Annotated in this window: 19 protein-coding genes; 9 read left to right on the top strand and 10 right to left on the bottom strand. The window is 68.8% G+C overall.

Annotation, left to right across the window (positions count from 1 at the left end; genetic code table 11):
- Positions 1 to 5: 5 nt before the first annotated feature.
- From AB0M65_RS21840 to AB0M65_RS21855, 4 genes are all read right to left on the bottom strand, one after another.
- On the bottom strand, positions 6 to 1676 hold the full coding sequence (locus tag AB0M65_RS21840) for a fumarate hydratase (RefSeq protein ID WP_364030208.1): 1671 nt from the start codon (positions 1674 to 1676) through the stop codon (positions 6 to 8).
- Between the two features lie 453 nt (positions 1677 to 2129).
- Positions 2130 to 3161 (bottom strand): sigma-70 family RNA polymerase sigma factor, encoded by a 1032-nt coding sequence (locus AB0M65_RS21845; protein WP_364030211.1) that lies wholly within the window; start codon positions 3159 to 3161, stop codon positions 2130 to 2132.
- A gap of 246 nt (positions 3162 to 3407) precedes the next feature.
- A complete protein-coding gene (gene dtd, locus AB0M65_RS21850) occupies positions 3408 to 3833 on the bottom strand; it encodes a D-aminoacyl-tRNA deacylase (RefSeq protein WP_364030214.1) in 426 nt (141 codons plus the stop codon).
- Positions 3833 to 5329 carry a methyltransferase gene (locus AB0M65_RS21855; protein ID WP_364030216.1) on the bottom strand — a complete coding sequence of 499 codons (1497 nt, stop codon included), beginning with the start codon at positions 5327 to 5329 and terminating at the stop codon, positions 3833 to 3835. Before AB0M65_RS21855 ends, dtd begins: the two co-directional genes overlap by 1 nt.
- A gap of 27 nt (positions 5330 to 5356) precedes the next feature.
- Between AB0M65_RS21855 and AB0M65_RS21860 the strand changes: the two genes are divergently transcribed.
- Together AB0M65_RS21860 and AB0M65_RS21865 are read left to right on the top strand one after the other, a co-directional pair.
- Positions 5357 to 6622, top strand: a complete 1266-nt coding sequence (locus AB0M65_RS21860; protein ID WP_364030219.1) for an amidohydrolase — start codon at positions 5357 to 5359, stop codon at positions 6620 to 6622.
- A 17-nt stretch (positions 6623 to 6639) separates the two neighbouring features.
- Positions 6640 to 6993 (top strand): DUF3099 domain-containing protein, encoded by a 354-nt coding sequence (locus AB0M65_RS21865; protein ID WP_364030261.1) that lies wholly within the window; start codon positions 6640 to 6642, stop codon positions 6991 to 6993.
- A 447-nt stretch (positions 6994 to 7440) separates the two neighbouring features.
- Here AB0M65_RS21865 and AB0M65_RS21870 read toward each other — a convergent pair whose 3' ends face one another.
- From AB0M65_RS21870 to AB0M65_RS21885, 4 genes are read right to left on the bottom strand one after another with little or no spacing between them, the layout of a single operon-like run.
- Positions 7441 to 8322, bottom strand: coding sequence for a PfkB family carbohydrate kinase (locus AB0M65_RS21870; protein WP_364030222.1), 882 nt, complete (start codon positions 8320 to 8322; stop codon positions 7441 to 7443).
- Positions 8319 to 9236 carry a pseudouridine-5'-phosphate glycosidase gene (locus AB0M65_RS21875; RefSeq protein ID WP_364030225.1) on the bottom strand — a complete coding sequence of 306 codons (918 nt, stop codon included), beginning with the start codon at positions 9234 to 9236 and terminating at the stop codon, positions 8319 to 8321. Before AB0M65_RS21875 ends, AB0M65_RS21870 begins: the two co-directional genes overlap by 4 nt.
- Positions 9237 to 9245: 9 nt before the next feature.
- Complete coding sequence (locus tag AB0M65_RS21880; RefSeq protein WP_364030228.1) at positions 9246 to 9890, bottom strand: hypothetical protein; 645 nt, start codon at positions 9888 to 9890, stop codon at positions 9246 to 9248.
- Positions 9890 to 10696, bottom strand: coding sequence for a sporulation protein (locus AB0M65_RS21885; protein ID WP_364030231.1), 807 nt, complete (start codon positions 10694 to 10696; stop codon positions 9890 to 9892). Before AB0M65_RS21885 ends, AB0M65_RS21880 begins: the two co-directional genes overlap by 1 nt.
- Positions 10697 to 10754: 58 nt before the next feature.
- Between AB0M65_RS21885 and AB0M65_RS21890 the strand changes: the two genes are divergently transcribed.
- Both AB0M65_RS21890 and AB0M65_RS21895 read left to right on the top strand, forming a co-directional pair.
- The gene (locus tag AB0M65_RS21890; RefSeq protein ID WP_076163546.1) at positions 10755 to 10997 is read left to right on the top strand and encodes a DUF3039 domain-containing protein; all 243 of its coding nucleotides are present in this window, start codon (positions 10755 to 10757) and stop codon (positions 10995 to 10997) included.
- Between the two features lie 124 nt (positions 10998 to 11121).
- Positions 11122 to 11958: a hypothetical protein gene (locus tag AB0M65_RS21895; protein ID WP_364030235.1), complete on the top strand. Its 837-nt coding sequence runs from the start codon at positions 11122 to 11124 to the stop codon at positions 11956 to 11958.
- Between the two features lie 135 nt (positions 11959 to 12093).
- Here AB0M65_RS21895 and AB0M65_RS21900 read toward each other — a convergent pair whose 3' ends face one another.
- On the bottom strand, positions 12094 to 15240 hold the full coding sequence (locus AB0M65_RS21900; RefSeq protein ID WP_364030238.1) for an efflux RND transporter permease subunit: 3147 nt from the start codon (positions 15238 to 15240) through the stop codon (positions 12094 to 12096).
- A gap of 132 nt (positions 15241 to 15372) precedes the next feature.
- On the bottom strand, positions 15373 to 16488 hold the full coding sequence (locus AB0M65_RS21905) for a YihY/virulence factor BrkB family protein (protein WP_364030241.1): 1116 nt from the start codon (positions 16486 to 16488) through the stop codon (positions 15373 to 15375).
- A gap of 264 nt (positions 16489 to 16752) precedes the next feature.
- On the opposite strand from AB0M65_RS21905, the gene AB0M65_RS21910 reads away from it, so the two are divergent.
- From AB0M65_RS21910 to AB0M65_RS21930, 5 genes are all read left to right on the top strand, one after another.
- The gene (locus AB0M65_RS21910) at positions 16753 to 18501 is read left to right on the top strand and encodes a DEAD/DEAH box helicase (RefSeq protein ID WP_364030244.1); all 1749 of its coding nucleotides are present in this window, start codon (positions 16753 to 16755) and stop codon (positions 18499 to 18501) included.
- Positions 18502 to 18836: 335 nt separating this feature from the next.
- Positions 18837 to 19970 carry a substrate-binding domain-containing protein gene (locus AB0M65_RS21915; protein WP_364030247.1) on the top strand — a complete coding sequence of 378 codons (1134 nt, stop codon included), beginning with the start codon at positions 18837 to 18839 and terminating at the stop codon, positions 19968 to 19970.
- An 89-nt stretch (positions 19971 to 20059) separates the two neighbouring features.
- Entirely contained in the window at positions 20060 to 20833 is a 774-nt protein-coding gene (locus AB0M65_RS21920; RefSeq protein ID WP_364030250.1) for an ATP-binding cassette domain-containing protein, read from the top strand.
- 17 nt (positions 20834 to 20850) lie between these two features.
- Positions 20851 to 22311 (top strand): ABC transporter permease, encoded by a 1461-nt coding sequence (locus AB0M65_RS21925; protein WP_364030253.1) that lies wholly within the window; start codon positions 20851 to 20853, stop codon positions 22309 to 22311.
- 11 nt (positions 22312 to 22322) lie between these two features.
- Complete coding sequence (locus tag AB0M65_RS21930) at positions 22323 to 23504, top strand: ROK family protein (protein ID WP_364030255.1); 1182 nt, start codon at positions 22323 to 22325, stop codon at positions 23502 to 23504.
- The last annotated feature ends 169 nt before the right edge of the window (positions 23505 to 23673 follow it).

The raw sequence follows: 23673 nt of genomic DNA on the forward strand, positions 1-23673 counted from the left end.
CGGGTCTAGCGGAAGCTGATCTGCAGCACCGGTTCCGAAGTGGCCTCGAAGAAGTCGTTGCCCTTGTCGTCGATGACGATGAACGCGGGGAAGTCCTCGACCTCGATCTTCCAGACCGCCTCCATCCCCAGTTCCGCGTATTCGAGGACGTCGACCTTCTTGATGCAGTCCTGCGCGAGGCGCGCCGCCGGGCCGCCGATCGAGCCGAGGTAGAAGCCGCCGTGCTCAGCGCACGCCGCCGTCACCTTCTTGGACCGGTTGCCCTTCGCCAGCATCACCAGCGAGCCGCCCGCGGCCTGGAACTGCTCGACGTAGGAGTCCATCCGGCCGGCCGTCGTCGGGCCGAAGGAGCCCGACGCGTAGCCCTCGGGCGTCTTCGCCGGGCCCGCGTAGTACACCGGGTGGTCGCGAAGGTACTGAGGCATCTCTTCACCCGCGTCGAGCCGCTCGGCGATCTTCGCGTGCGCGATGTCGCGGGCGACCACGAGCGGGCCGGTGAGGGACAGGCGCGTTTTCACCGGCAGCTGCGAGAGCTGAGCGCGGATCTCGGCCATCGGGCGGTTGAGATCGACGGTCACCACCTCGTCGGACAGGTCGTCCTCGGTGACGTCCGGCAGGAACCGCGCCGGGTCGCGCTCCAGCTGTTCCAGGAAGACACCGTCCGCGGTGATCTTCGCCTTCGCCTGGCGGTCGGCCGAGCACGAGACGGCGACGCCGACCGGGCACGACGCGCCGTGGCGCGGCAGGCGGATCACACGTACGTCGTGGCAGAAGTACTTGCCGCCGAACTGCGCGCCGATCCCGAACTGGCGCGTCATCTCCAGCACCTGCTGTTCGAGGTCGACGTCGCGGAAACCGTGACCCAGCTCGGAACCCTCGGTGGGCAGGTCGTCGAGGTAGCGGGCAGAAGCCAGCTTCGCGACCTTCAGGTTGAACTCCGCCGACGTGCCGCCGACGACGATCGCGAGGTGATACGGCGGGCAGGCGGCGGTGCCGAGGCTGCGCAGCTTCTCGTCGAGGAACCTCGCGAGCCGCTTCGGGTTCAGGACCGCTTTCGTTTCCTGATAGAGGAAAGTCTTGTTCGCGCTGCCGCCGCCCTTGGCCATGAACAGGAATTCATAGCTAGGGACTTCGGACTGACCGGCTGTGTCGTCCTTGTGATAGAGCTCGATCTGCGCGGGCAAGTTGGTGCCCGTATTGCGCTCGTCCCAGAAATTCACCGGCGCCATCTGCGAATAGCGGAGATTCAACTCCTGATAGGCGTCGAAAATGCCCCGCGACAGCGCGCGTTCGTCGTCGGCTCCGGTGAGCACGCCTTCACCGCGTTTGCCGATCACGATCGCGGTGCCGGTGTCCTGGCACATCGGGAGGACGCCGCCGGCGGAAATCGCCGCGTTGCGCAGCAGGTCCATCGCGACGAAGCGGTCGTTGCCGCTGGCTTCCGGGTCGTCGACGATCGCGCGCAGCTGCGCCAGATGTGACGAGCGCAACAGATGCTGGATGTCGGTGATCGCGACCTTGGCGAGCTCGGTCAGCGCCTCGGGCTCGACCTTGAGGAACTTCCGGCCCGCGGCCTCGACGACCTCGACACCTTCGGTGCTGATCAGCCGGTACTCGGTGTGGGTGTCCTTCGCGAGCGGAAGGACTTCAGTGTGCTGGAACGTGGTGGGCGCCACTGCGCAGGCTCCTTTGCCGGCATCGGGAACCCGCCCACGGTACAAGGCCGGGCCCGAGTGACCGGCGCCACGCCCGGGGTCGAGGTCGTGGTCGGGGCCGGGGTGGGCGGCGGGGTGGGCGGCACCACGCCCAGGGTCGGGCCGGGGTGGGCGGCGGAGTGTCATGAGGGGTCCCCATAGGGCGAAAAACGTCCTATGGGGACCCCTCATGACATCCGGGAGCGCGAAGGTTAGCGGAATGCAATTCGCAGCTTGTTTTTGTGGCCGCTCGCCACAAATTAGTTCGGGAGGCCGGGCCCACCCCGACGGACCCGACCTCCCGGGGAAAGCGATCCGGGCGCGAACACCCGACCGCGAAGACTTATTACCTGCTCGACGGTCTCGTGACACAGGTCATAAGTCAACGCTGCCGAACGGGTGTCACTTTTACCGCGCCGAAAGGCGCAATGAGGACTACGAAGCGTAGGCGCGCAGGCGGTCGGCCCGCTCACCCTGACGAAGCTTCGACATGACCTCTCGCTCGATCTGCCGAACGCGCTCACGGGAGAGCCCGAAGAACTTGCCGATCTGGTCGAGTGTGCGCGGCTGACCGTCGTCGAGGCCGTAGCGCAGGCGGATCACCTGCGACTCCCGGTCGTCCAGCGTCGCGAGCACGCGGCGCAGGTCGTCCTGCAGCAGACCGGAGATCACGGCGCTCTCGGCGTCGGTCGCCTCGGAATCCTCGATGAAGTCACCGAGCGGGGCGTCCTCCTCGGTGCCGACCGGCATGTCGAGGCTCACCGGGTCACGCGAGTGGTCGAGCAGATCGGAGATCTTATGCGCCGGGATACCCGATTCGGCGGCCAGTTCGTCGTGCGTGGCGTCGCGTCCGAGCTGCTGGTGCAGGTCGCGCTTGATACGGGCCAGCTTGTTCACCTGTTCCACCAGGTGGACCGGCAGCCGGATGGTGCGTCCCTGGTCGGCCATCCCCCTGGTGATGGCCTGGCGGATCCACCAGGTGGCGTACGTCGAGAACTTGAACCCCTTGGAGTAGTCGAACTTCTCCACCGCGCGGATCAGACCCAGGTTCCCCTCCTGGATCAGGTCGAGCAGTGGCATCCCCCGGCCGGTGTAGCGCTTCGCGAGCGAGACCACGAGGCGGAGGTTGGCCTCCAGCAGGTGGTTCTTCGCGACGTGCCCGTCACGCACCAGCGCGACCAGCTCGGAGCGCCGCTTCGGCGTCAGGTTCTCGGCGGTGTCTTTCATATGCTGGGCGAACACACCCGCTTCGATGCGCTTGGCCAGCTCGACCTCGTCGGCGGCGGACAGCAGTGCCGTCTTGCCGATTCCGTTGAGGTACACGCGAACCAGGTCCGCGGCGGGGCTCTGGGCGTCGAGATCCGCGTCGGTCAGCGCCCCCGCGCTGAACGGATCCTGGGTGGATTGCGCCGGGATACGGCGCTCGCGAATCCCGCGCGCTTCGCGTTCGAGAGTCTGGACTGACATTCTGCCTCCCCGGTCACGGGCTGAACGTGCTGCGGTGTGTCCGCCGGATCCGGTTCGGCGTAGCAGGCCCTGTGGAAAACCCGCTACTCCTTGCCGTCCCAGCTTGCCTGGACACTTGGCTCAACGCCGGGAGGTCCCAAAACGTTCCCGGCCGCTATAGGAGAGACGGGCGGCTGACCTGGGGCGTTGCTCGACCAACCCTGAGCTTTTCCTGAGAATGCCCGCGGCCGGGAGAAGGGGAGTGGTCTAGACCTCTAGGAGAAGCGTGAAAGGACCGTCGTTCACGCTGCGGACCGCCATCATGGCCCCGAACCGCCCGGTTTCGACCCGTGCGCCGCGTTCGCGCAGGGCGTCGACGACGGCGGTCACGAGCGGTTCGGCGGTTTCCGGCCGGGCGGCCGCCGTCCACGACGGACGGCGGCCTTTGCGGGTGTCCCCGTAAAGAGTGAACTGGCTTACGACAAGTAGGGGAGCGCCGGTGGTGGCACAGGACTCTTCGTCACGAAGTATGCGAGCTTCGTGCAGTTTGCGGGCCATCGTGGCCGCCTTTTGAACGTCGTCGTCGACGTGGATTCCCAGCAGTACCAGCAATCCCGGCTCGTCGATGGCGCCGGTCACCTCGTCGCCGACGGTCACGCTCGCTTCCGTGACCCGCGCCACCACCGCCCGCATCAGGAGGCCGGGAGCAGCATGCCGTGGCGGATGAGTTCGCGGACGACGGGCAGCGCGGCGGCGGCCAGTTCCTCCGGTTCCAGGCCCTGAGCGGCCGCCAGAAGGACGATCAGATCCTCCAGCGGCAGCGTGCCACGGCAACCGGCGAGCAGCCGCGTCGCGAGTTCGTCGACCTCATGCGACCAGCCGGGGCCGTCGGTGCGGTGCAGCCGCCGGACGGTCGTGGCCCAGCCCTCGTCGCCCGGCTCGGCGACGCTCTCCAAAAGGACGCTTTCCGGGACCCGGAAACGGACATCGAGGAGGGAATCCCCGTTGGCGCGCAGCCATTCCACCCGGTCCAGCCAGTTCGCCGCCTCGGCACCCAGCGGGTCGTCGTAGGCCTGACGGAGGTCTTCGCACACGATCGTCGGCGTCGCACCGGACGCACGCCGGAGGGTGACGAAGCCGAAACCGATGCCCTGGACGTCGTTTTCGGCGAACCAGTCGAGCCAGGCGCCGGATTTCGCCCGTCCCTCGGGGGAGCGGGGGTCGATTCCCGCGTCGCGCAGCCACGTGCCGACGTACAGGCCCGGATCCGCGATGTCCCGCTGCACGAACCACGCGTCGGTTTCGGCCGGCAGCCAGCGGGTCACCCGGTCGCCCCAGTCCTCGCCCTCGACGTGCAGCCAGGACGCCAGGAGGTGGCCGGTGCCACCATCGTTGAGGAAACCGGGCAGCTGCCGCACCACGAGCGCGCTGGCGTCGTCGCCGGCGAGACCGGAGTCACGGTAGGTGTAGTCCACTCGCGGCGGGCCGACCACGAACGGCGGATTGCAGACGATTTGGTCGAAGCGGCGCCGCGCGACCGGGGTGAACCATTCACCCTGGAGTAGTTCGACGTCCAGTTCGTTGAGCCGGAAGGTGGCCGCGGCGAGTGCCAGCGCGCGGGCTGAGAGGTCGGTCGCGGTGACCTTCTTCGCGTGGCGGGTGGCGTACAGGGCCTGGATGCCGGTCCCGGTGCCGACGTCGAGCAGGCTGCCGACCTCGCGACGGCTGGTGGCGCGGACCAGGCTGAGCGAGGCGTGCCCGACACCGAGCACATGGTCCTCGGGCACCGTCCGCCCGAGGATGTCGGCATCGAGGTCCGAAACGACCCACCACGAGCTCTCGTCGTCACCGTGCGGGCGGATGTCGAGACCGGCCCGGTATCCGCCGGCCTCGGCGACGAGCAGCGTCGCGGCGACGGCGTCGTCCAGTGAAAGCGGCGAGAAGGCGGCTTCGGTCTCCTTCTCCGGCTCGGTCGTGCCCAGGAGGAACAGCCGGATCAGCGTGCCGAGCTCCCCGGCGTCGCGGGTGGCCCGGTAGGCCGGTTCGGGCTCGCCGCGGCCGAGTGCGGCACTCGCCGGACCGAGGGCGTCGAGCACACCGTCGGCGTCGTAACCCGCCCGGTGGAACGCGTCCCGCAGCCTCGCGCAGACGTCGTCGGACAGGTCGGGAAGGGCCGCTTGTGTGCTCACGGTGGGTAATACTGCCAGGATGGAGTCGTGAGCCTCGAAAGTGTCCTGGCACCGCTGCAGGCGGCGCTGCCCGGATGGGAAGACCTGTACACCGACCTCCACCGGCACCCGGAGCTGTCGTTCGCCGAAACCCGCACCGCCGCCGAACTGGCGCGGCGCCTGGAGGCCGACGGTTACGAGGTGCACACCGGCATCGGGCGCACCGGCGTCCTCGGCGTGCTGCGCAACGGGCCCGGCCCGAAGGTGATGCTGCGCGCCGACATCGACGCGCTGCCGGTCGAGGAGAAGACCGGGCTGCCGTACGCGAGCACGGCGCGCGGGATCGACGCCGACGGCCGCGAGGTGCCGGTGATGCACGCCTGCGGCCACGACATGCACGCCACCTGGCTCTCCGGTGCCGCTTCGCTGCTGTCCGCCGGGCGCGAGCATTGGTCCGGCACGCTGATGGTCGTCTTCCAGCCGGGGGAGGAGGCGGGTGACGGCGCCGTCGGGATGGTCCGCGACGGGGTCTTCGAACCCGCCGGCAAACCGGACATCGTCCTCGGCCAGCACGTCGTCCCCGGTCCGGCGGGCTGGGTGCTGACCAGGCCGGGCGTGATCATGGCCGCCACCGACGCGCTCCGCGTCACGCTGTATGGCCGGGGCGGGCACGGCTCGCGCCCGGAGACCACCGTGGATCCCGCCGTGCTGGCCGCGTCCGTGGTGCTCAAACTGCAGACGATCGTCTCGCGGGAGATCTCCGCGACCGAGTCGGCGGTGGTGACCGTCGGGTCGCTGCACGTCGGCACCGCGCACAACATCATCGCCGACCACGCCGTCCTCGAAGTCAACATCCGCTCCTTCGACCAGGCGGTGCGGGAGAAGGTCGTCGCGGCCGTCGAGCGGATCGTGCACGGCGAAGCGGCCACCGCGGGCGCGCCGAAGCCGCCCGACATCGAGCGTATCGGCGCTTTCCCGGTCACCGAGAACGACGACGCGGCCACCGCCGAGCTCACCGCGGCCTTCCATGACCACTTCGGCGAGGGCCGCGTCATGCCGGCGCCACTGGTCACCGGCAGCGAGGACTTCAGCGAGTTCGGCCGCGCGGCCGGGGTACCGTCGGTGTTCTGGCTGGTCGGCGGGCTGGACGCGGAGACCGTGGTGAACGCGATTTCGGCAGGCCGGTTCGAACAGGACGTCCCGTCGAACCACTCGCCGCTTTTCGCGCCGATCCCCCATCCGACGCTTTCAGCCGGCGTCGAAGCGCTCGTGGTCGCGGCTTGGCACCGGCTCACCCACCCGGGTGTCGGATGAGCCCGGCGAGTGGGAACATGGAAGCCGGAGGTGGTGCTGTGAACGCGCCCGCCCACGGTCCCGAACCGAGGGAACCCGCTCCGGTGCTGATCACCGAAGCCGCCCCGTCCTACGAAGACCAGCTCGCCAAGCGGAAGCGGAAGTACATCATCATGATGTCGTTCCGCATCCCGTGCCTCATCCTCGCCGGGATCTTCTATCAGACCTGGTGGCTGGCACTGGCGCTGATCGCCATCTCGATTCCGCTCCCGTGGATCGCCGTCCTGGTGGCCAACGACCGGCCGCCGCGCAAGAGCGAGTCCGTCAACCGGTACCAGGCCGAACCGACCCGCATCGAGGGCGGCAACCATCAAGTCATCGAAGGCGGCTGACGCGCTTCGAGAGTTGTGAGTCGCGAGTCGGTTATCGAGGGGTTTGGCAAAGGTGGCGTGACGGGTTCACCGGCGGCGCGGACTCTTCAGGGGCCCGACACCGCACTCACGTGCTCAGAGACGTAACTCGCGTGCTTGAAGCGGGATCTCGCGTGCTCAGAGACGTAACTCGCGTGCTTGGAGACGAGACTCGCGTGCTCAGACTCCGCACACCTGAGTTCGGCGTCCAGCACGTGAGATCCCTCTTCAAGCACGCGAGTTGCGTGCTCAAGCACGCGAGATCCCTCTTCAAGCACGCGAGTTGCGTGTTCAAGCACGCGAGTCACGCCTTCGCCCTGGCCGCCGACCCCGCGAATAAGTCGGTCACAGCGAGCCCGGGCACCACGCCACGTTTGCCTTGCCCCTCAATAGAACCCGCGTTGCCACCCACGACCCCAGCAGCCACGGTCAGGGCTGCGGACCCACCTTCGCGACCGCACGGGCACCGAGGCGCGTACCGGCCCGAAGCACCTCCACGGGCGACTCGCCGCGCAGCCAAGCCGCCAGCACACCGGCGTCGAAGGCATCCCCGGCCCCGGTGGAATCGACGCATTCGGCGGGCTGCGACGGCACCGAGGTGATGGTGCCGCCCGCGTCCACCCAGCTGGCGCCGTCGAGACCGGCGGTGACCACGACCTCACCCACGTAACCCAGCAGTTCCGTCGCCGCCGCCGGATCGCTCGACCCGGTCAGCGCGATCAGTTCGCTGGTGTTGGGCATCAGCAGGTCGACGCCGCGCACGTCGTCGAGGAACGCCGCCGGATCGGTGATCAGCGTGGCCGCCTGCGGGTCGACCGACGTCGTCAGCCCGGCCTTCTTCGCCGCCGCCAGCGCGGCGAGCGCCGCGGGCCGAGAGGAGGGCTGCAGCAGGACGTAGCCCGAAAGGTGCAGGTGGCTCGCCCCGGTCAGCGCCTCCTCGGTGATGTCGGAGGGGCTGAACCTCGAATTCGCGCCGCGGTCGGCGAGCATGCTCCGCTCACCGGCACCGTCGACGAGCACCACGACGCAGAACGTCGGCTCGTCGGGATCGACCGCGAATTCGCAGCGGACCCCCGCCGTCTCCAGTTCGCTCCGCACCATGCGGCCGCCGGAATCGTCGCCGATCCGCGCGATCAGCGTGGTCTCCGCGTCCTCGGTCCGCAGCCACAGCGCGGTGTTCGCGCCCGCGCCGCCACTGGTGAAGTGGACCTTCGCCCGGATGTCGCCGCCGTGCGGGATCGGGCCTTCGTGCCGCGCGACGACGTCGAGACCGACATCGCCGACGACGACGATCCCACTGCTGCCGCTCATGCCGCTTTCCCGGCGAGCGCGACGGCCACCTGGGTGGCCAGTTCCGCGTTGGACAGCACCAGTGCTTCGTTCGCATCGAGGCTCACACCGCCGCTCGCGGTGTGGAAGTGCTCCAGCAGCACCGGCGTGACGTCCTTGCCGTGCACTCCTCGCGCCCGCAGGAGTTCCAGCCCTTCGGCGAGCAGCCGGTCGTGCAGTTCTTTGTCCATTTCGGACGCTTCGGGGATCGGATTCGCCAGCAGCACCCCGGAATCGGCGTGCGTCCGGTGTGCGGCGATGACCGCCGCGGCCTGCTCGGCGTCGTCGACCCGCCATGGCACCTCGTAACCCGAGGAGCGAAGGTAGAACGCGGGGAACTCGCCGGTGCGGTAACCCAGCACCGGCACCGAGTTGGTCTCCAGCACTTCGAGCGTCGCCGCGATGTCGAGCACCGACTTCACGCCGGAGCAGACGACCGTGGTCGGCACCTTCGCGAGTACGCCGAGGTCCGCCGAGACGTCCCAGCTTCGCGTCGCGCCCTGGTGCACGCCGCCGAGGCCGCCGGTGGCGAACATGCCGATCCCGGCCGCGGCCGCCAGTGCCGCGGTGCTCGCGACCGTCGTCGCCCCGGAACGGCCGAGTCCGACGGCCGGGCCGATGTCGCGCAGGGAGAGCTTGTCCAGGTCCGCGCCGGGCGCGCAGACGCGCTCCAGCTGCTCGCCGGTGAGCCCGGCCAGTGGCACGCCGTCGAGGACGGCGATGGTCGCGGGCACGGCACCGCCGTCCCTCACGACCCGCTCCAGCCGCCGGGCGACTTCGAGGTTGCGGCCGGGCGGGAGACCGTGGGAGAGGATGGTGCTCTCCAGTGCGACGACGGGGTCACCGTCGGCGAGGGCGGAGGCGACCTCTTCGTGAAGGGACAGTTGCGGAGTCACGAACGAACATCATCGGTGATGTGGGTCCGCGTCACGCCATCGGGTCAGTTCGCCCGCGAGGTTCTCCCGCGCCTTGCTCTCCCAGCGTGCCCGCCCGATCTCGCTGCGGTACAACCGCGGCCGGTCGAGCAGGTTCGTCAGGACGGCGACGCGTCCGGCGCGCCAGTCCTCGTCGGAGTAAATCGAGTACTCCTCCCGGACGCCGCGCGCGTACTCCTCGTAGGTGGCTTTGTCGGCGCCGAGGACGGCGAGGTCCGCGTCGAGCAGGGCGGTGGCGAGGAGGTCGTCGTCCGGGGCGGAATGCGTGATCGTGCACAGGACCAGGTCCTCCGCACGGGTGATCGCGTTCTCGGGGACACCGGCGGTGGTGAGTTCGTCGCGGGTCCAGGCCGCGCTGGCCCGTTCGTCCTCGCCGGGCCGGGCGTCGTAGACGACGTCGTGCGTCCAGGCGGCGATGGCGACGAGGGCCCGTTCGCGGGCGCCCAGGCCGAAAGCGACGGCGAGGGCCCCGCTGTCACGGGCGACGGCCTTGGCGTGCCGGAGGTCGTGGTAGCGCCGGTGCGGCTCGCGGTAGCGGGCTTCGAGGTCGTTCCAGGCGACGGCGGCGATCAGGTGGTCGCCACCGAGCCGCGCGATGGCTGTCGGCCAGTCCATCAGTCGAAGATCCCTCGTGTCTTGGCCACTTCGTGCAGCCAGCCCTCGATCTGCGGCTCCCATTTGACCCGCTCCAGCGCGGCGTGGTCGACCTTGAACAAGCCGAGGAACTCCTGTCCGCGCCCGCCGAAGCCGCCGCTCTTGGACACCCGGACCCGTTTGGTCACCTCCAGCACGACCTGTGTCTCCGCGGCCGAGGACAGGAAGGTCACCGCCACGGAGGTGAAGACACTCGTGAACCGGGACGACGGGGTGAAGCGGATCTCCTGGAAGAACGGCAGCTGCTGGGTGGCGCCGTTGACCCGGCCGCGTTCCAGCACGGCTTCACGGAAGACGAACCCGATCCGGCTGAACGCGTCGAGGACGCGCTTCTGCGCGGGCAGCGGCTCGATCGCGGCACCGTCGACGTCGACCGGGTCGGTGACGGAGTTCGCGATGTCGAGGCTGGTCTGCAGGCCGACGGCCATCCCGTGGAGTGGTTTGCCGAAGACGCTGGAGACCGGCGTCTCCCAGGGCAGCGCGACCTCGAACGGGATCCGGACCTGCTGGCCCGGCGCGACCCGCTCGCGCCCCGCCAGCTGCTGGCTGCCGAATTCGAGGTCTTCGAACTCGGGGGCGCGCTCGTCCGGCGTCTGGACGCGGGCGAGCAGCTTCACCGAGAGACCGTTGATCTCTTGATCGACTTCGCCGCCGAGCAGCAGGACTTCGCCGCGCAGGGGACGGCCGGGGGAGACCGTGCGGTCGAGCAACCGGGCGTCGATCTTCGCTCCGCCCGAACCGAATGTCGCGAGCACCTTCTGGAACATGGGCGAGATCCTGCCAGGTCCCCGGGAGGCGCAGGAGGATTTGGGGCATTATGGAGGGGTGAGCACACAGACCCTTCCGAAGCCGGATACCCGTCCCGAGGGCACCGACGGCACCGATGACGACGCGCCGAAGATGTTCCACTACGTGCGGAAGAACAAGATCGCCGAAAGCGCGGTCATGGGCACGCACGTCGTGGCGCTGTGCGGCGAGGTCTTCCCGGTGACGAAGTCGGCGAAGCCCGGTTCGCCAGTCTGCCCGGACTGCAAGAAGATCTACGAGGGTCTCAAGCCGGGCGACTGACACCTGGCCGTCCGGTGTCCGAAACCGGACAAGATCTGAAAATCCTTCACATGGCGGCTGCCCGTCCCGGTTTTCGCTGGTAATTCAGTACCCGCCAGCGAAACCCCGCCGGGACGGAGCCTTCATGCGTAGAACCGGGATCGTGCTCGCCATCGCCGCGTTGGTCGCGGTCTTCTCACCCGCCGCCGCCCAAGCCGTGACCGGCTGGACGACGGTCGGTTCGGACAACGCCCGCCCGCTCGACGAGGGGCAGGGCCTGGCCACCATCGAACGGCCATCAGGGACGATCTACCGCTACACCGGGATCACGGCCGTCCCGGTGGCGCTCTCGTCGCAAGGCTGGAACCACGTCGGAGACCCTGGCTCGGCCCAGGGCTGGTACGTCGAGCCGTACCAGCGTGACGACCGGGGCGCGAAACTGTTCCGCGTCGAGTCGCCCGGCGGGACATGGGCCAACTACACGCACACGCTGGAACCCTGGGAAGCGAACAACAACTCGTTCGCCGCCGTGACACCCGACGCGCGCTGGCTGGTGGCGGGCGAATGGGGCACGATGGACCGGCTGCTGGTGCATCCGATGCCGGGCGTCGCGCATACGAACCCGTCGGCAAACCTGCCGTACTCGTCCGCGATCCGGCTCGACCGGCCGGTGCGGGACATCCAGGGCTGCGACTTCGTCACCGCGACGCGGCTGCTGTGCTCGTCCGACGACCCAGAGGGTTCGCTGTTCGGGACGACCAAGCCACTGCTGCAGGTCGATCTCTCCGGTGCGCTTTCCGGTTCGGACGTGACCGGGCGGGTGACGTCGCTCGGGCAACTGCCATTGAAGAGCACCTGCGGCGGGAACTTCGAGACCGAGGGCATCGACGTCGCCGCCGACGGGACGCTGCGGGTCGTGGTGCTGTCGCCGTCGTGGTGTGTGGCGTTCGACAGCAAGACTTGGCGGTTCCGGAAGGCGTGACTCGCGTGCTCAAACCCGGAACACGCCAAGCACGCGAGTCACGGGTTCCGGGTGACGGCGGCCGGGGCGACCAGGAGCGAAAGGCACGCCGGGCGCCCACCCAGGCCCCGGCGTGCCGTTCCCCCACCCCCGGGTCTACGAGGTCGGCTCGGGTGTCAGCGTCTCGGAAGCCGGGGCCTCCGAAGCGTGACGTCCTCGCCGAGCCTCCTTCTTCGCGCGACGCTTCTCTTTCCGCGTCTCGACCATCGTGTACAGCGTCGGCACCAGGATCAGCGTCAGCAGGGTCGAGCTGACCAGCCCGCCGATGACCACGATCGCCAGCGGCTGGCCGATGAACCCGCCCTGGCCGGTCAGGCCCAGCGCCATCGGGACCAGCGCGAAGATGGTCGCGGCCGCGGTCATCAGGATCGGCCGCAGCCGCCGCCTGCCGCCCTCGACCACTGCGTCGGCGACGGTCATCCCCGACGCCCGGTACTGGTTGATCAGGTCGATCAGCACGATCGCGTTGGTGACCACGATGCCGACGAGCATCAGCATCCCGATCAGCGCGGGCAGGCCCAGCGCGGTGCCGGTGGCCAGCAGCAGCCCGATCGCGCCGGTCGCCGCGAACGGGATCGACACCAGCAGGATCAGCGGCTGGAGCAGGCTGCGGAACGTCGCGACCATGATCAGGTACACGATCGCGACCGCGGCCAGCAGCGCGAGGAACAGGTTCCCGAAGGCCTCCTGCTGGTCCTCGCTGACGCCGCCGAGTTTGTACGCCGCGCCACCGCTGAAGGTCAGACCGTCCAGTTTGGACTGGATGGTCCGCGTGGTGGCGGTCAGGTCCGCGCCGGTGTTCTTGGCGGTGACCGTGGTGCTCAGCTCACCCGAGGTGCGGTGCACCGCGGCGGGGCCGTCCACAGTGGACACAGTGGCGACGGAGTCCAGCCGGACGACGCCGGTGGCACCCGGGATCGGCAGCGCCTTCACCGCGTCCACCGAAACCGGGGCGGTGCCCGCGCGCAGCACGATGTCCGTGCGCTGCCCGTCGACCGGAAGCTGCGTCACCGTGCGGCCGGCGATGGCCTGGTTCGCGATCTGGCCGATCGTCGTCGCCGAAAGCCCGCTCGCGGCGGCCTTGGCGGCGTCGACCTCGACCTGCACCCGCGGTGAGCCCTGCGCGAGGTCACTGGTCACCTCGGTCAGGTCCGGCACCGTGGACAGCGCCTGGCGGACCTGCTCGGCGGCGGGTTTCAGCGACGCCTCGTCGGGGGCGGTGACGGTGATCGAAACCCCGTCGGAGTTGAACCCGGACGCGTCCGCGCCGACCTTGACCTCACCGAGTCCCGGCCCGCTCAGCTTGCCGCGCAGCCGGTCCGAAAGCGCGTCGAGGTCGGTGTCCTTGGCGACGGTGACCGAGATGCTGGTCGCCGTCCCGCCACCGCCGAAGAAGCCGCCTCCGCCGATGCTCACCTGGTAGGTCTCGACGGCGGGTTCGGCGGCGAGCGCCTGTTCCACCGCGCCCGCTGCCTTCTCCTTGGCCTCGGAACTGGTGCCCGGCGGCAATTTCTGCGAAAGGTTCAGTGTCGTGCCGCCGGACTGGTCGAGGAAGTTCGTGTTCAGCTGCGACGCCAGCCCGACCGTGCCGCCGAAGATGATCAGCGCCAGCAGCACCACGGTGACCCGGCGCCGGGTGGCGAACTTGATCACCGGCACGTAGCCGCGCTGCAGCGGCCCGCGGCGTTCCTTGTCCTCCGCGGCCTGCCGCGTGAGCTTGGCCTCTTCCTCGTTCGCGGGCGTCTTGGGCGGCTTGAGGAACCAGTACGCGAGCACCGGCACGATCGTCAGCGAGACCAGCAGCGACGCCAGCAGCGCCACGGTGACCGTGATCGCGAACGGCGAGAACAGCTCGCCGACGAAACCGCCGACGAAGGCGATCGGCAGGAACACCGCGACCGTGGTCAGCGTGGACGACGTCACCGCGCCCGCCACCTCGCGGACGCCGTCGAGGACCGCGCGTTCCTTTTCCTCGCCGTACGCCAGATGTCGTTTGATGTTCTCCAGCACCACGATCGAGTCGTCGACGACCCGGCCGATCGCGATGGTGAGCGCGCCGAGGGTGAGCAGGTTCAGCGACAGATCGCCGGTCCACAACGCGAGCAGCGCCACGACCACCGACAACGGGATCGACACCGCCGTCACGAGCGTGGAACGCAGCGACAGCAGGAACAACAGGATCACGATGACCGCGAACGCCAGGCCGAGCAGTCCCTCGGTGGTCAGCCCGCTGATCGCGTCCTTGACCGGGGTGCCCTGGTCGAATACGACGCTCATCTCGGCGCCGATCTTCTTCGACAGCTCGGGCAGCTTGTCCCGCACCGAATCCGAGATCGCGACCGCGTTCCCGTTCTCCACCATGGTGATCGACAGTCCGAGGCTCGGCTTGCCGTTGGTCCGCGTGATCGACGTCGCCGGCGCGAACCCGGCCTGGACGTCGGCGACCTCACCGAGCTTCACCGGCTTCGGCGCCTGAGCGCCGGGGCGCGACCCCGGGGTGGCCGCCGGTGTCAGGTAAAGGTTCTTGATCGTGTCCACTGTGGTGGGTCCGCCGCCGACCTGGACGGTGAGCGTCTTGTCACCTTCGGTCAGCGTCCCGGCCGGGACGGCGGCACCGGCGGTCTGCAGCGTGGTGGCGATCGACGACGGGTCGACGCCCGCCGCGGCCAGCTTCGCGTAGTCCAGCGCGATGGTGACCCGCGGCTGCCGCGCGCCGGTCACGTCGACGTCGCGGACGCCTTCGATCTTGCGTAGTTCCGGCGCGACCTCACTGGTCAGCGCGGGCGCGAGGGCCTGCGGGTCGCCGGTGGTCCCGGCGGCGAGCAGCACCACCGGGAGATCGTCGGTGGACCCCGCCGACACCGACGGTTCGGTGTTCTGCGGCAGCCGCGCCTTGACTCCGTCGACGACACGCTGGATCTGCCCGACGGCGGCGTCGATATCCGTGCCGAACGCGAACCGCGCGGTGATCCGCGACAGTCCCTCCGACGACGTCGAGTTCAGCTCTTCGAGCCCCTTCAGGCCCTGAAGCCCGCCTTCGAGGGGCTCGGTGACCTGCCGGTCGACCGCGTCCGGTGACGCGCCCGCGTACGGCGTGATGATCTGCGCCTGCGGGAACTGCAGCGACGGGAACAGCTGCTGCTTGAGCTGCGGCAGGGCGAAGGCGCCGAAGCCGATCACCACCAGGGCGAGCAGCCCGATGAGACTTCGGTTGCGCAGGCTCAGCCTGGCCAGCGTGGACATGACGGGATCCCCCAGAAAAGAGCTCGAGAACGTTCGGGATACCGCGAGCTTTTCATGGCGGAGGGTGGACTGGATTCACACCACGGGTGGAATCGGGCTACGACTTCGGGATGAGGTCATCCCCATCCGGCGTCAACTTCGCCGTTCTGTCGCCTGATCGGCTTCGCTGTGCGGTTCCTTGTTCACAGACTGTTCTGATTCCTGTTCAGACCGGGAATCGCCGTTTTGGCGAGGACGCCGGAGCGGGACCGTCGTCCGCTCCCACAGTTTGTGGCCCTCTTCGGCGCGGATCCGTTCTCCGGCGCGTTCCATCTCCAGCCGCCGCCACTTCCGGCGCTGGCGTTTGGTCGCCTTCGCGGGCCACAGTTCCTGGATGGCGCTGTTGAAGTACGCGCCGCCGACCACCGCGAGCCCGATGAAGAACATCAGCAGCAGGAACGCGATCGGCGCGGCGAGCGCGCCGTAGGTGTAGCCGGTCTTGGTGATCCAGTTGAGGTAGATCCGCAGGCCGATGCTGGAGAGCAGGAACACGACCATGGCGAGCATCGCGCCCGGCAGCCCGCGGTGCCACGGCAGCCTGCGCGGCAGGGACAGTTTGTACAGCGTCGTCAGCGCCAGCACGATCATCACGGCCAGCACCGGGTAGTACAGCGTGCCGACCCAGTACGACACCGTGTCGCGCCAGTCGTTCGGGAGGAACTGGGGGAGCAGATCCGGCCCGATCGCCAGCAGCGGCAGCCCGACCACCAGGATGACCAGCCCGGCAAGGTACAGCAGCAGTGCGAAGATCCGCTGCCAGACGTCGTTGCGGACGCCGTACTGGTCGTGCGCCACGGTGATCGCGTCGACGAACGACGACATCGCCGACGAACCGGCCCACAGTGAGATCAGGAAGCCGATGGAGACGATCTCGCCCTTGCCGACGAACAGGATGCTGTTGACCGTCGGCTCGATGATGTCGTGGACGGCGTTGTCACTGAAGATCGTCTTGCTGAAGGTGATGATCCGGTCGTGGACCGCGGTGACGACCTCTTGGCCGAACCAGTCACCGACGAAGCCGAGACAGCCGAGGAGGCCGAGCAGCAGCGGCGGAAGCGACAGCGTCTGCCAGAACGCGGCTTCGGCCGCCTCAGAGAAGATGTTGTTTTCCCACGCCTTGTTGAGCGTGCGGCTGAGCAGGCGTAACGGGCCCTTACGGACCTTCGCGACCTCGGCGGCCGCGTCTTCACGGCCGTTCTCCTCGCTCATGCAGCTCCTCCGCCGGCGCCGAGCGCCCTTGACGGGGTCCAGCATGGTCCATGTCCGGGCATTCGGCTCGTCACCCCCGGGTTTTCAGGTGAGTAACCCGACAACGGGGGTGGCGCTTCCGGTGTTCCACGGCGGCGGCGGGTACGCTCTCTGGAGTGCCCTCACCTCAGGCGCCGGCGTCGCGGCCGGGTACCAAAGTGAGGGTTTTCGCTTGTCGGACAACCGGTGAGCAGCGCTTTTGGGTAAGGGAGGGGGTGAACCGGCATGTCGGAAACAGCTGAGCGCAATCGGGGCGAGCTGGGCGCGCCTCCCGCGGCGACGGACAGCACCGCCCGGCCGCTGCGTGCCTGGCAGCGCCGCGCGCTGACGAAGTACCTGACGACGAAACCGAAGGATTTCCTCGCCGTCGCGACGCCGGGCGCGGGTAAGACGGTGTTCGGTCTCCGGATCGCCGCCGAGCTGCTGAGCGACCGGACCATCGAAGCGGTCACCATCGTCGCGCCGACGGAGCACCTGAAGCACCAGTGGGCTGCCTCCGCCGCGGCCGCGGGGATCGCGATCGACTCGAACTTCCGCAACGGCGCCGGCGCGACCTCGCGGGACTACCACGGTGTCGCGCTGACCTACGCGCAGGTCGCGGCTCATCCGACGCTGCACCGCGTGCGCACCGAGAACCGCAAGACCCTGGTCATCCTGGACGAGATCCACCACGGCGGGGACGCGAAGTCGTGGGGTGACGCGATCCGCGAGGCGTTCACGCCCGCGGTCCGGCGGCTCGCGCTGACCGGGACGCCGTTCCGCAGTGACGACTCGCAGATCCCGTTCGTCACCTACGAGCCCGACGGTTCGGGCTTCCAGCGCAGCAAATCCGACCACGCCTACGGGTACGCCGACGCGCTCGCCGACGGCGTCGTCCGGCCGGTCGTCTTCCTCGCCTACTCCGGCGAGGCCTCCTGGCGCACCAGCGCGGGGGAGGAGTTCACCGCGCGGCTCGGCGAGCCGCTGACGGCCGAGCAGAACGCTCGTGCCTGGCGCACGGCGCTCGACCCGTCCGGCGAGTGGGTTCCGGCGGTGCTGCAGGCGGCCGACACGCGTCTCGCGCAGCTGCGCGCCAACGGCATCCCCGACGCGGGCGGCCTGGTGATCGCCACCGACCAGGAGTCGGCGCGCGCCTACGCCAAGATCCTGGAACGCATCTCCGGCCAGAACCCGACGGTCGTCCTCTCCGACGACCCGAAGGCGTCCGGCCGGATCAAGGAGTTCGCCGACTCGACCGACCGGTGGCTGGTCGCGGTCCGGATGGTGTCCGAGGGCGTCGACGTGCCGCGTCTCGCCGTCGGTGTCTACGCCACGAGCGCGTCGACCCCGCTGTTCTTCGCTCAGGCCATCGGCCGGTACGTGCGTTCGCGCAAACCGGGCGAGACGGCTTCGGTGTTCCTGCCGAGTGTGCCGGTACTGCTGGAACTGGCCAGCGAGCTGGAGGCCCAGCGCGACCACGTCCTCGGCAAGCCGCACCGCGAGAAGGAGGGCTGGGACGACGAACTCCTGGCCCAGGCCAACCGCACCGAGGACGAACCGGGCGAGGAGGAGAAGGCGTTCACCTCGCTGGGTGCCTCCGCCGAGCTCGACCAGGTCATCTACGACGGCAACTCGTTCGGCACCGCGGTGTTCTCCGGATCCGACGAGGAGCAGGAGTACCTCGGCCTGCCGGGGCTGCTCGAACCGGACCAGGTCCGCGCGCTGCTGCGGAAGCGGCAGGAGGAGCAGGTCGCCGACGAGAAGCGGCGCAAGCCCAAGGAGCAGGCGCCCGCGGTGCGGTCGCAGTCGGTCAGCGAACGGCTCGGCAGCCTCCGCAAGGAGCTCAACGCACTGGTGGGCGTGCACCACCATCGGACGAGGAAGCCGCACGGCGCGATCCACAACGAACTCCGCCGGATCTGCGGCGGGCCGCCGACCGCGATGGCGACGGTCGAACAGCTCGAAGAGCGGATCGTCACCCTGCGCACCTGGTAGCGCGCCCGCCTCCCCACCTCACGAACGTCATGAGGGGTCCCCATCGGACAAATTTCGTCCTATGGGGACCCCTCATGACATTCCGGGCACCCACCGCGCCAGGCATTCACGACCCTGCGTAAGTGGTGGCGGTCACACTGTCAGCGGACCTAGACTTCGAACGTCTTGCTACGGCCACGTTGCCAAACCGTGTCCATTTGATGTGGCTTAATCGATCCAGCCGTCTTCCGCGAAACCCTTTCGGCGGCATATGTTGTCGCCCACAACATATGCGCGATGGTGCGATCGGTCCGCCTGGATCGCCGCCCGCGAGCAAGATTCGGAAAGGTTCGAGGATGCGCAGCAGAACCCTTACCCTCCTCGCCGCGACGGTGGGCGCCGGCCTGGTGCTCTCCGCCTGTGGCGCCAACTCCGCCGACTCGGGCAGCGGCAACTCCTCGCAGTCCGCCCCCGCCCCTGGCGGTGCCGCCACCGGCGGCAAGGTCGGCGTCATCCTGCCGGAGACCGCCACCTCCGCGCGCTGGGAGTCCTTCGACAAGCCGTTCCTGACCAAGGCGCTCAAGGACGCGGGCTTCGACGCCGACGTCCAGAACGCGCAGGGTGACGTCCAGAAGTTCACCACGCTGGCCGACGGCATGATCGCGCAGAACGTCAAGGTCCTGATCATCGCCGCCATCAACGGCGAGGTCGGCTCGGCGGTCGCCAAGAAGGCGCAGGCCGCGGGTATCCCGACGATCGACTACGACCGGCTGAACCTCGGTGGCAGCTCCGACTACTACGTCTCGTTCGACAACGAGAAGGTCGGCCAGCTGCAGGGCCAGGGCGTCGCCGACGCGCTGAAGGACAAGAAGGGCGCCGAGGTCGTCATGATCGAGGGTGCCCCGACCGACAACAACGCGACGTTGTTCGCCAACGGCCAGAAGTCCGTGCTGCAGCCGAAATTCGCCGGCGGCGACCTGAAGCTCGTCCGTGAACAGGCCATCGACAACTGGGACAACCAGAAGGGTGGTCAGACCTTCGAGCAGATCCTGACCGACAACAAGGGCAAGGTCGACGGCGTCGTCGCCGCGAACGACGGTCTCGCCGGTGCGGTCATCACCGTGCTGAAGAAGAACGGCCTCAACGGCAAGGTCCCGGTCACCGGCCAGGACGCCACCGCGGACGGCCTCATGGCCATCTTGCGCGGCGACCAGTACATGACCGTGTTCAAGCCGATCAAGGAAGAGGCCGAGACCGCCGCGAAGCTCGCCGTCCTGCTCGCCAAGGGTGACAAGGCGGGCGCCGACGCGCTGGCCACCGCCAAGGCGAAGGACCCGAAGGGCAACCGCGAGGTCAAGTCCGTACTCCTCGAGCCGAAGCTGACCACCAAGGACGGTGTCAAGGAGGTCGTGACGCAGGGCTACGTCAAGGCGTCCGAGATCTGTGGTGGCGACCTGGCCGCGGCCTGCGCGACGCTCGGTATCTCCTGACCCGATAAACCCAGACAACCGGGCCGGGACGCGCTCCCCGACGACGCGTCCCGGCCCGGTAACCAGCCGGGAGAATTCGAGAAACCCCCATGAGTGAACCCATCCTCGAACTGAGGCAGCTCAACAAGAGCTTCGGACCGGTCCACGTCCTCCACGACGTGGATTTCGATGTGCGCGCCGGTGAGGTCACCGCGCTGGTCGGCGACAACGGCGCCGGGAAGTCCACGCTGGTCAAGTCGATCGCCGGGATCCACGGCTACGACTCGGGCACGGTGAAGTTCCAAGGCAAGCCGGTGCACATCCACGGCCCGCGTGACGCCGCTGATCTGGGGATCGAGGTCGTCTACCAGGACCTCGCCCTGGCCGAGAACCTCGACATCGTGCAGAACATGTTCCTCGGCCGGGAACGTGGCAGTAAATGGCTGCTCGACGAGGCCAGCATGGAGAAGGCGGCCCGCGAGACGCTCGCCTCGCTTTCGGTCCGCACCGTGAAATCCGTCCGCACCCCGGTTTCGGCCCTCTCGGGTGGGCAGCGGCAGACGGTCGCCATCGCCAAATCCGTGCTCTGGGACTCGAAGGTGGTCCTGCTCGACGAGCCGACCGCCGCACTCGGTGTCGCGCAGACCCGCCAGGTGCTCGACCTGGTCCGCCGTCTCGCGGAACAGGGCCTCGGGGTGGTGCTGATCAGCCACAACATGGCCGACGTGTTCGAGGTCGCCGACCGCGTCGCGGTGCTTTACCTCGGCCGCCTCGTCGCCGAGGTGCACACCAAGGACGTGACCCACGGCCAGGTCGTGGAACTGATCACCGCCGGCCGCTCCGGCGACCTCGGCCTTGCCCGCCCCGAAGCCGCTGTCCTGTGAGTGAGAAAGAACCGGAAATGACTGAGACACCTGCAAAGCCCGCCTCGACGGAGGGGGGCAAGTCGGTGGCAGCCGCGCTCAACCCGTCGGCGGCCATCACGGACTTCGGCATCGACACGACATCGATGTCAACGGGCGAGGCGATCGGTGACTACTTCGCCCGGCTCAAGGCGGGACAGCTGGGTTCGCTGCCCGCGCTGCTCGGCCTGCTGGTGCTGGTGATCGTCTTCGCCTCGCTGTCGGACACGTTCCTGACGATGAACAACATCGCGAATCTGATGGCACAGGGCGCCGGCAAGGCGATCATCGCGATGGGCATCGTGTTCGTGCTGCTGCTCGGCGAGATCGACCTGTCCGCGGGTACCGCTTCCGGTGTCACCGCCGCCGTGCTGGCGATGCACTACGTGCGCAACGGGAACCTGCTTGGCGGGATGGGGAACGGCGTGTTCATCGCGTTCCTCCTGGTGCTCGCGGTCGCCGCGCTGCTCGGGGTGATCCTGCGGATCTGGGCGGGTGTCGGCTTCGCCGTGCTCGCCATCGCGCTGGTGCTCTCGGGAGCCGCGGCCAACCCGTGGATCGAGATCGTGCTCGCGATCAGCGTCGGTGGCGCGATCGGTGTCCTCACCGGATTCCTGGTCTCCAAGATCGGCATGCCGTCGTTCGTCGTGACGCTGGCGCTTTTCCTTGCCTGGCAAGGTGTCATCCTCCAGTTCATCGGTGAGGGCGGCACGCTCGGCATCAGCACCTCCGACGTCCTGTTCAAGGTCGCCAACGGCAATCTGTCCACTGTGGGCAGTTGGGTCCTCTTCCTGGTCGCGGCCGGTGGGTTCGCCGCGGTGTCCTTGGGTCAGCACTTCTCGCGGCTCAAACGGGGTTTGGTCACCCAGCCGACGCCGATGGTGCTGTTCAAGGTCGGCGCGATCGCCGTGGTGGCCGCGGTGGCGACCTATCTGCTGACGCTGAACCGCGCGCCCAACCCGAATATCGTGATCTCCGGCGTCCCGTACGTCGTGCCGATCGTGCTCGGCCTGCTGGTGCTCGGGACCTACGTACTCAACCGCACCCAGTACGGCCGCCACATCTACGCCGTCGGTGGTAACCGCGAAGCGGCCCGCCGCGCCGGTATCAACGTCGAGAAGATCCGCGCCAGCGTGTTCGTCATCTGCTCGGCGGTGGCGGCGATCGGCGCGATCGTCTACTCGTCGAAGGTCGGTTCGGTCGACCCGCAGGCCGGTGGCCTCAACACGCTGCTGTTCGCGGTCGGCGCCGCCGTCATCGGTGGCACGTCGCTCTTCGGCGGCAAGGGCCGGGTGGTCGACGCGGTCATCGGTGGCCTGGTGCTCGCGGTCGTCGAGAACGCACTCGGCCTGCTGAAGCAGTCGGCGGCGGTGGTCAACATCGTCACCGGTCTGGTGCTGCTGCTCGCCGCTTCGGTGGACGCGCTGTCCCGGCGCCGCGCGGCTGCGTCGCCGCGCTGAGTCCGCATGGAATGATGAAGTCCGTGACCAGCACACCCGTTGCACGACCAGACGAGGTGCGCAGGCACAACCGCACGACCTTGCTCCGGTTGCTGCACGTCAGCGGCCCGAGCACCAGGGCGACCCTGGCCACCGAGCTGGGGCTCAACCGCAGCACCATCAAAACCCTCGTCGACGGGCTCGCCGAAGCGGGTGTCGTCGAGGAGCGGGTCCCGAGACCGGGGCGAGGGGCGGGCCGCCCCTCGCTCTTGGTCCTGCCGCAGCCGCACGCGGCGGTGGTGCTCGCGGTCGACCTCCACGTCGAACACGTGGCGATCGCGCTGGTCGGGTTCGGCGGCCAGATCCTCGGGCGCAACAGCTGGAACCTCCGCGGCCGGATGCGGGAGGCAAGCGAGGTGATCACGCACGTGATCGAGTCGACCACCATGCTGGCGGGTGACCTCGGTGTGCAGCCGATCGCGGTGGGCGTGTCCGTGCCCGGCGTCGTCCGCCGGGGGGACGGGCACGTCCACGAGGCGCCCAACCTGCGCTGGACCGATGTCGCGCTCGGGGAACGGCTCGGCAGTGTGCTGCGCGTCCCCATCCTGGTCGGCAACGACGCCGAACTCGGCGCCATCGCCGAACACCTGCGTGGTGCCGCGCGGGGCTCGTCCGACGCCGTGTACGTCTCCGCCGACGTCGGTGTCGGGGGAGGAATCATCGCGGACGGCTCGTCGCTGCGCGGCGGCTCCGGGTACGTCGGCGAGATCGGGCATATGGCGATCCGGCCGGGCGGCCGTCCCTGCTATTGCGGGTCCAGCGGCTGCTGGGAGACCGAGGTCGGCGAGGCGGCCCTGTGCCGCGCGCTCGACCTGCCTGAGGACACCCCGCGCGGGGCGATCCTGTTCGAACTACGCGAACTGGCCCGCGACCCGCACGCGGCCGAGGAACGGCTCTCGGAGTTCGCGGAATGGCTGACGCTCGGCCTGGTGAACGTGGTCAACCTGCTCGGCCCGCAGCTGGTCGTGCTGGGCGACCTGCTGACCGTGCTGCCGGAGTCGGTCGTGCGGACGGTCGCGGCCGAGGTCCGGCGGCGAAGCCTGGTCAGCCGGGCGGTCGGCGGGACGCAGATCGTGAGCTCGGCGCTGGGCGCGGACGTGAAGCTGCTGGGCGCGGCCGAAGCGGCGTTCGAGATGATCCTGGACACGGTTTAGGTACCTACGGCGGCGCGTGAAGGACCCCTTCCCTCGGCTCAGCCGAAGAAACTCGACCTTCACCCCTTCCCCAGTACATGAAGGCCCCCTTCCTGTACCTAGGCGCAAGGAAGGGGGCCTTCCTGTACTTCACGCGAGCAACGCCGCAGGTGACGCGTAAGTGCTTAAG

Source organism: Amycolatopsis sp. NPDC051071 (genome assembly GCF_040682875.1).
Classification (GTDB): Bacteria; Actinomycetota; Actinomycetes; order Mycobacteriales; family Pseudonocardiaceae; genus Amycolatopsis.

Excerpts from the sequence above, each read along its gene's own strand:
- AB0M65_RS21845 (WP_364030211.1), bottom strand. The coding sequence starts at position 3,161 with ATGTCAGTCCAGACTCTCGAACGCGAAGCGCGCGGGATTCGCGAGCGC.
- dtd (WP_364030214.1), bottom strand. The coding sequence starts at position 3,833 with ATGCGGGCGGTGGTGGCGCGGGTCACGGAAGCGAGCGTGACCGTCGGC.
- AB0M65_RS21865 (WP_364030261.1), top strand. The coding sequence starts at position 6,640 with ATGGAAGCCGGAGGTGGTGCTGTGAACGCGCCCGCCCACGGTCCCGAA.
- AB0M65_RS21870 (WP_364030222.1), bottom strand. The coding sequence starts at position 8,322 with ATGAGCGGCAGCAGTGGGATCGTCGTCGTCGGCGATGTCGGTCTCGAC.
- AB0M65_RS21880 (WP_364030228.1), bottom strand. The coding sequence starts at position 9,890 with ATGGACTGGCCGACAGCCATCGCGCGGCTCGGTGGCGACCACCTGATC.
- AB0M65_RS21885 (WP_364030231.1), bottom strand. The coding sequence starts at position 10,696 with ATGTTCCAGAAGGTGCTCGCGACATTCGGTTCGGGCGGAGCGAAGATC.
- AB0M65_RS21895 (WP_364030235.1), top strand. The coding sequence starts at position 11,122 with ATGCGTAGAACCGGGATCGTGCTCGCCATCGCCGCGTTGGTCGCGGTC.
- AB0M65_RS21900 (WP_364030238.1), bottom strand. The coding sequence starts at position 15,240 with ATGTCCACGCTGGCCAGGCTGAGCCTGCGCAACCGAAGTCTCATCGGG.
- AB0M65_RS21905 (WP_364030241.1), bottom strand. The coding sequence starts at position 16,488 with ATGAGCGAGGAGAACGGCCGTGAAGACGCGGCCGCCGAGGTCGCGAAG.
- AB0M65_RS21910 (WP_364030244.1), top strand. The coding sequence starts at position 16,753 with ATGTCGGAAACAGCTGAGCGCAATCGGGGCGAGCTGGGCGCGCCTCCC.
- AB0M65_RS21915 (WP_364030247.1), top strand. The coding sequence starts at position 18,837 with ATGCGCAGCAGAACCCTTACCCTCCTCGCCGCGACGGTGGGCGCCGGC.
- AB0M65_RS21920 (WP_364030250.1), top strand. The coding sequence starts at position 20,060 with ATGAGTGAACCCATCCTCGAACTGAGGCAGCTCAACAAGAGCTTCGGA.
- AB0M65_RS21925 (WP_364030253.1), top strand. The coding sequence starts at position 20,851 with ATGACTGAGACACCTGCAAAGCCCGCCTCGACGGAGGGGGGCAAGTCG.
- AB0M65_RS21930 (WP_364030255.1), top strand. The coding sequence starts at position 22,323 with ATGATGAAGTCCGTGACCAGCACACCCGTTGCACGACCAGACGAGGTG.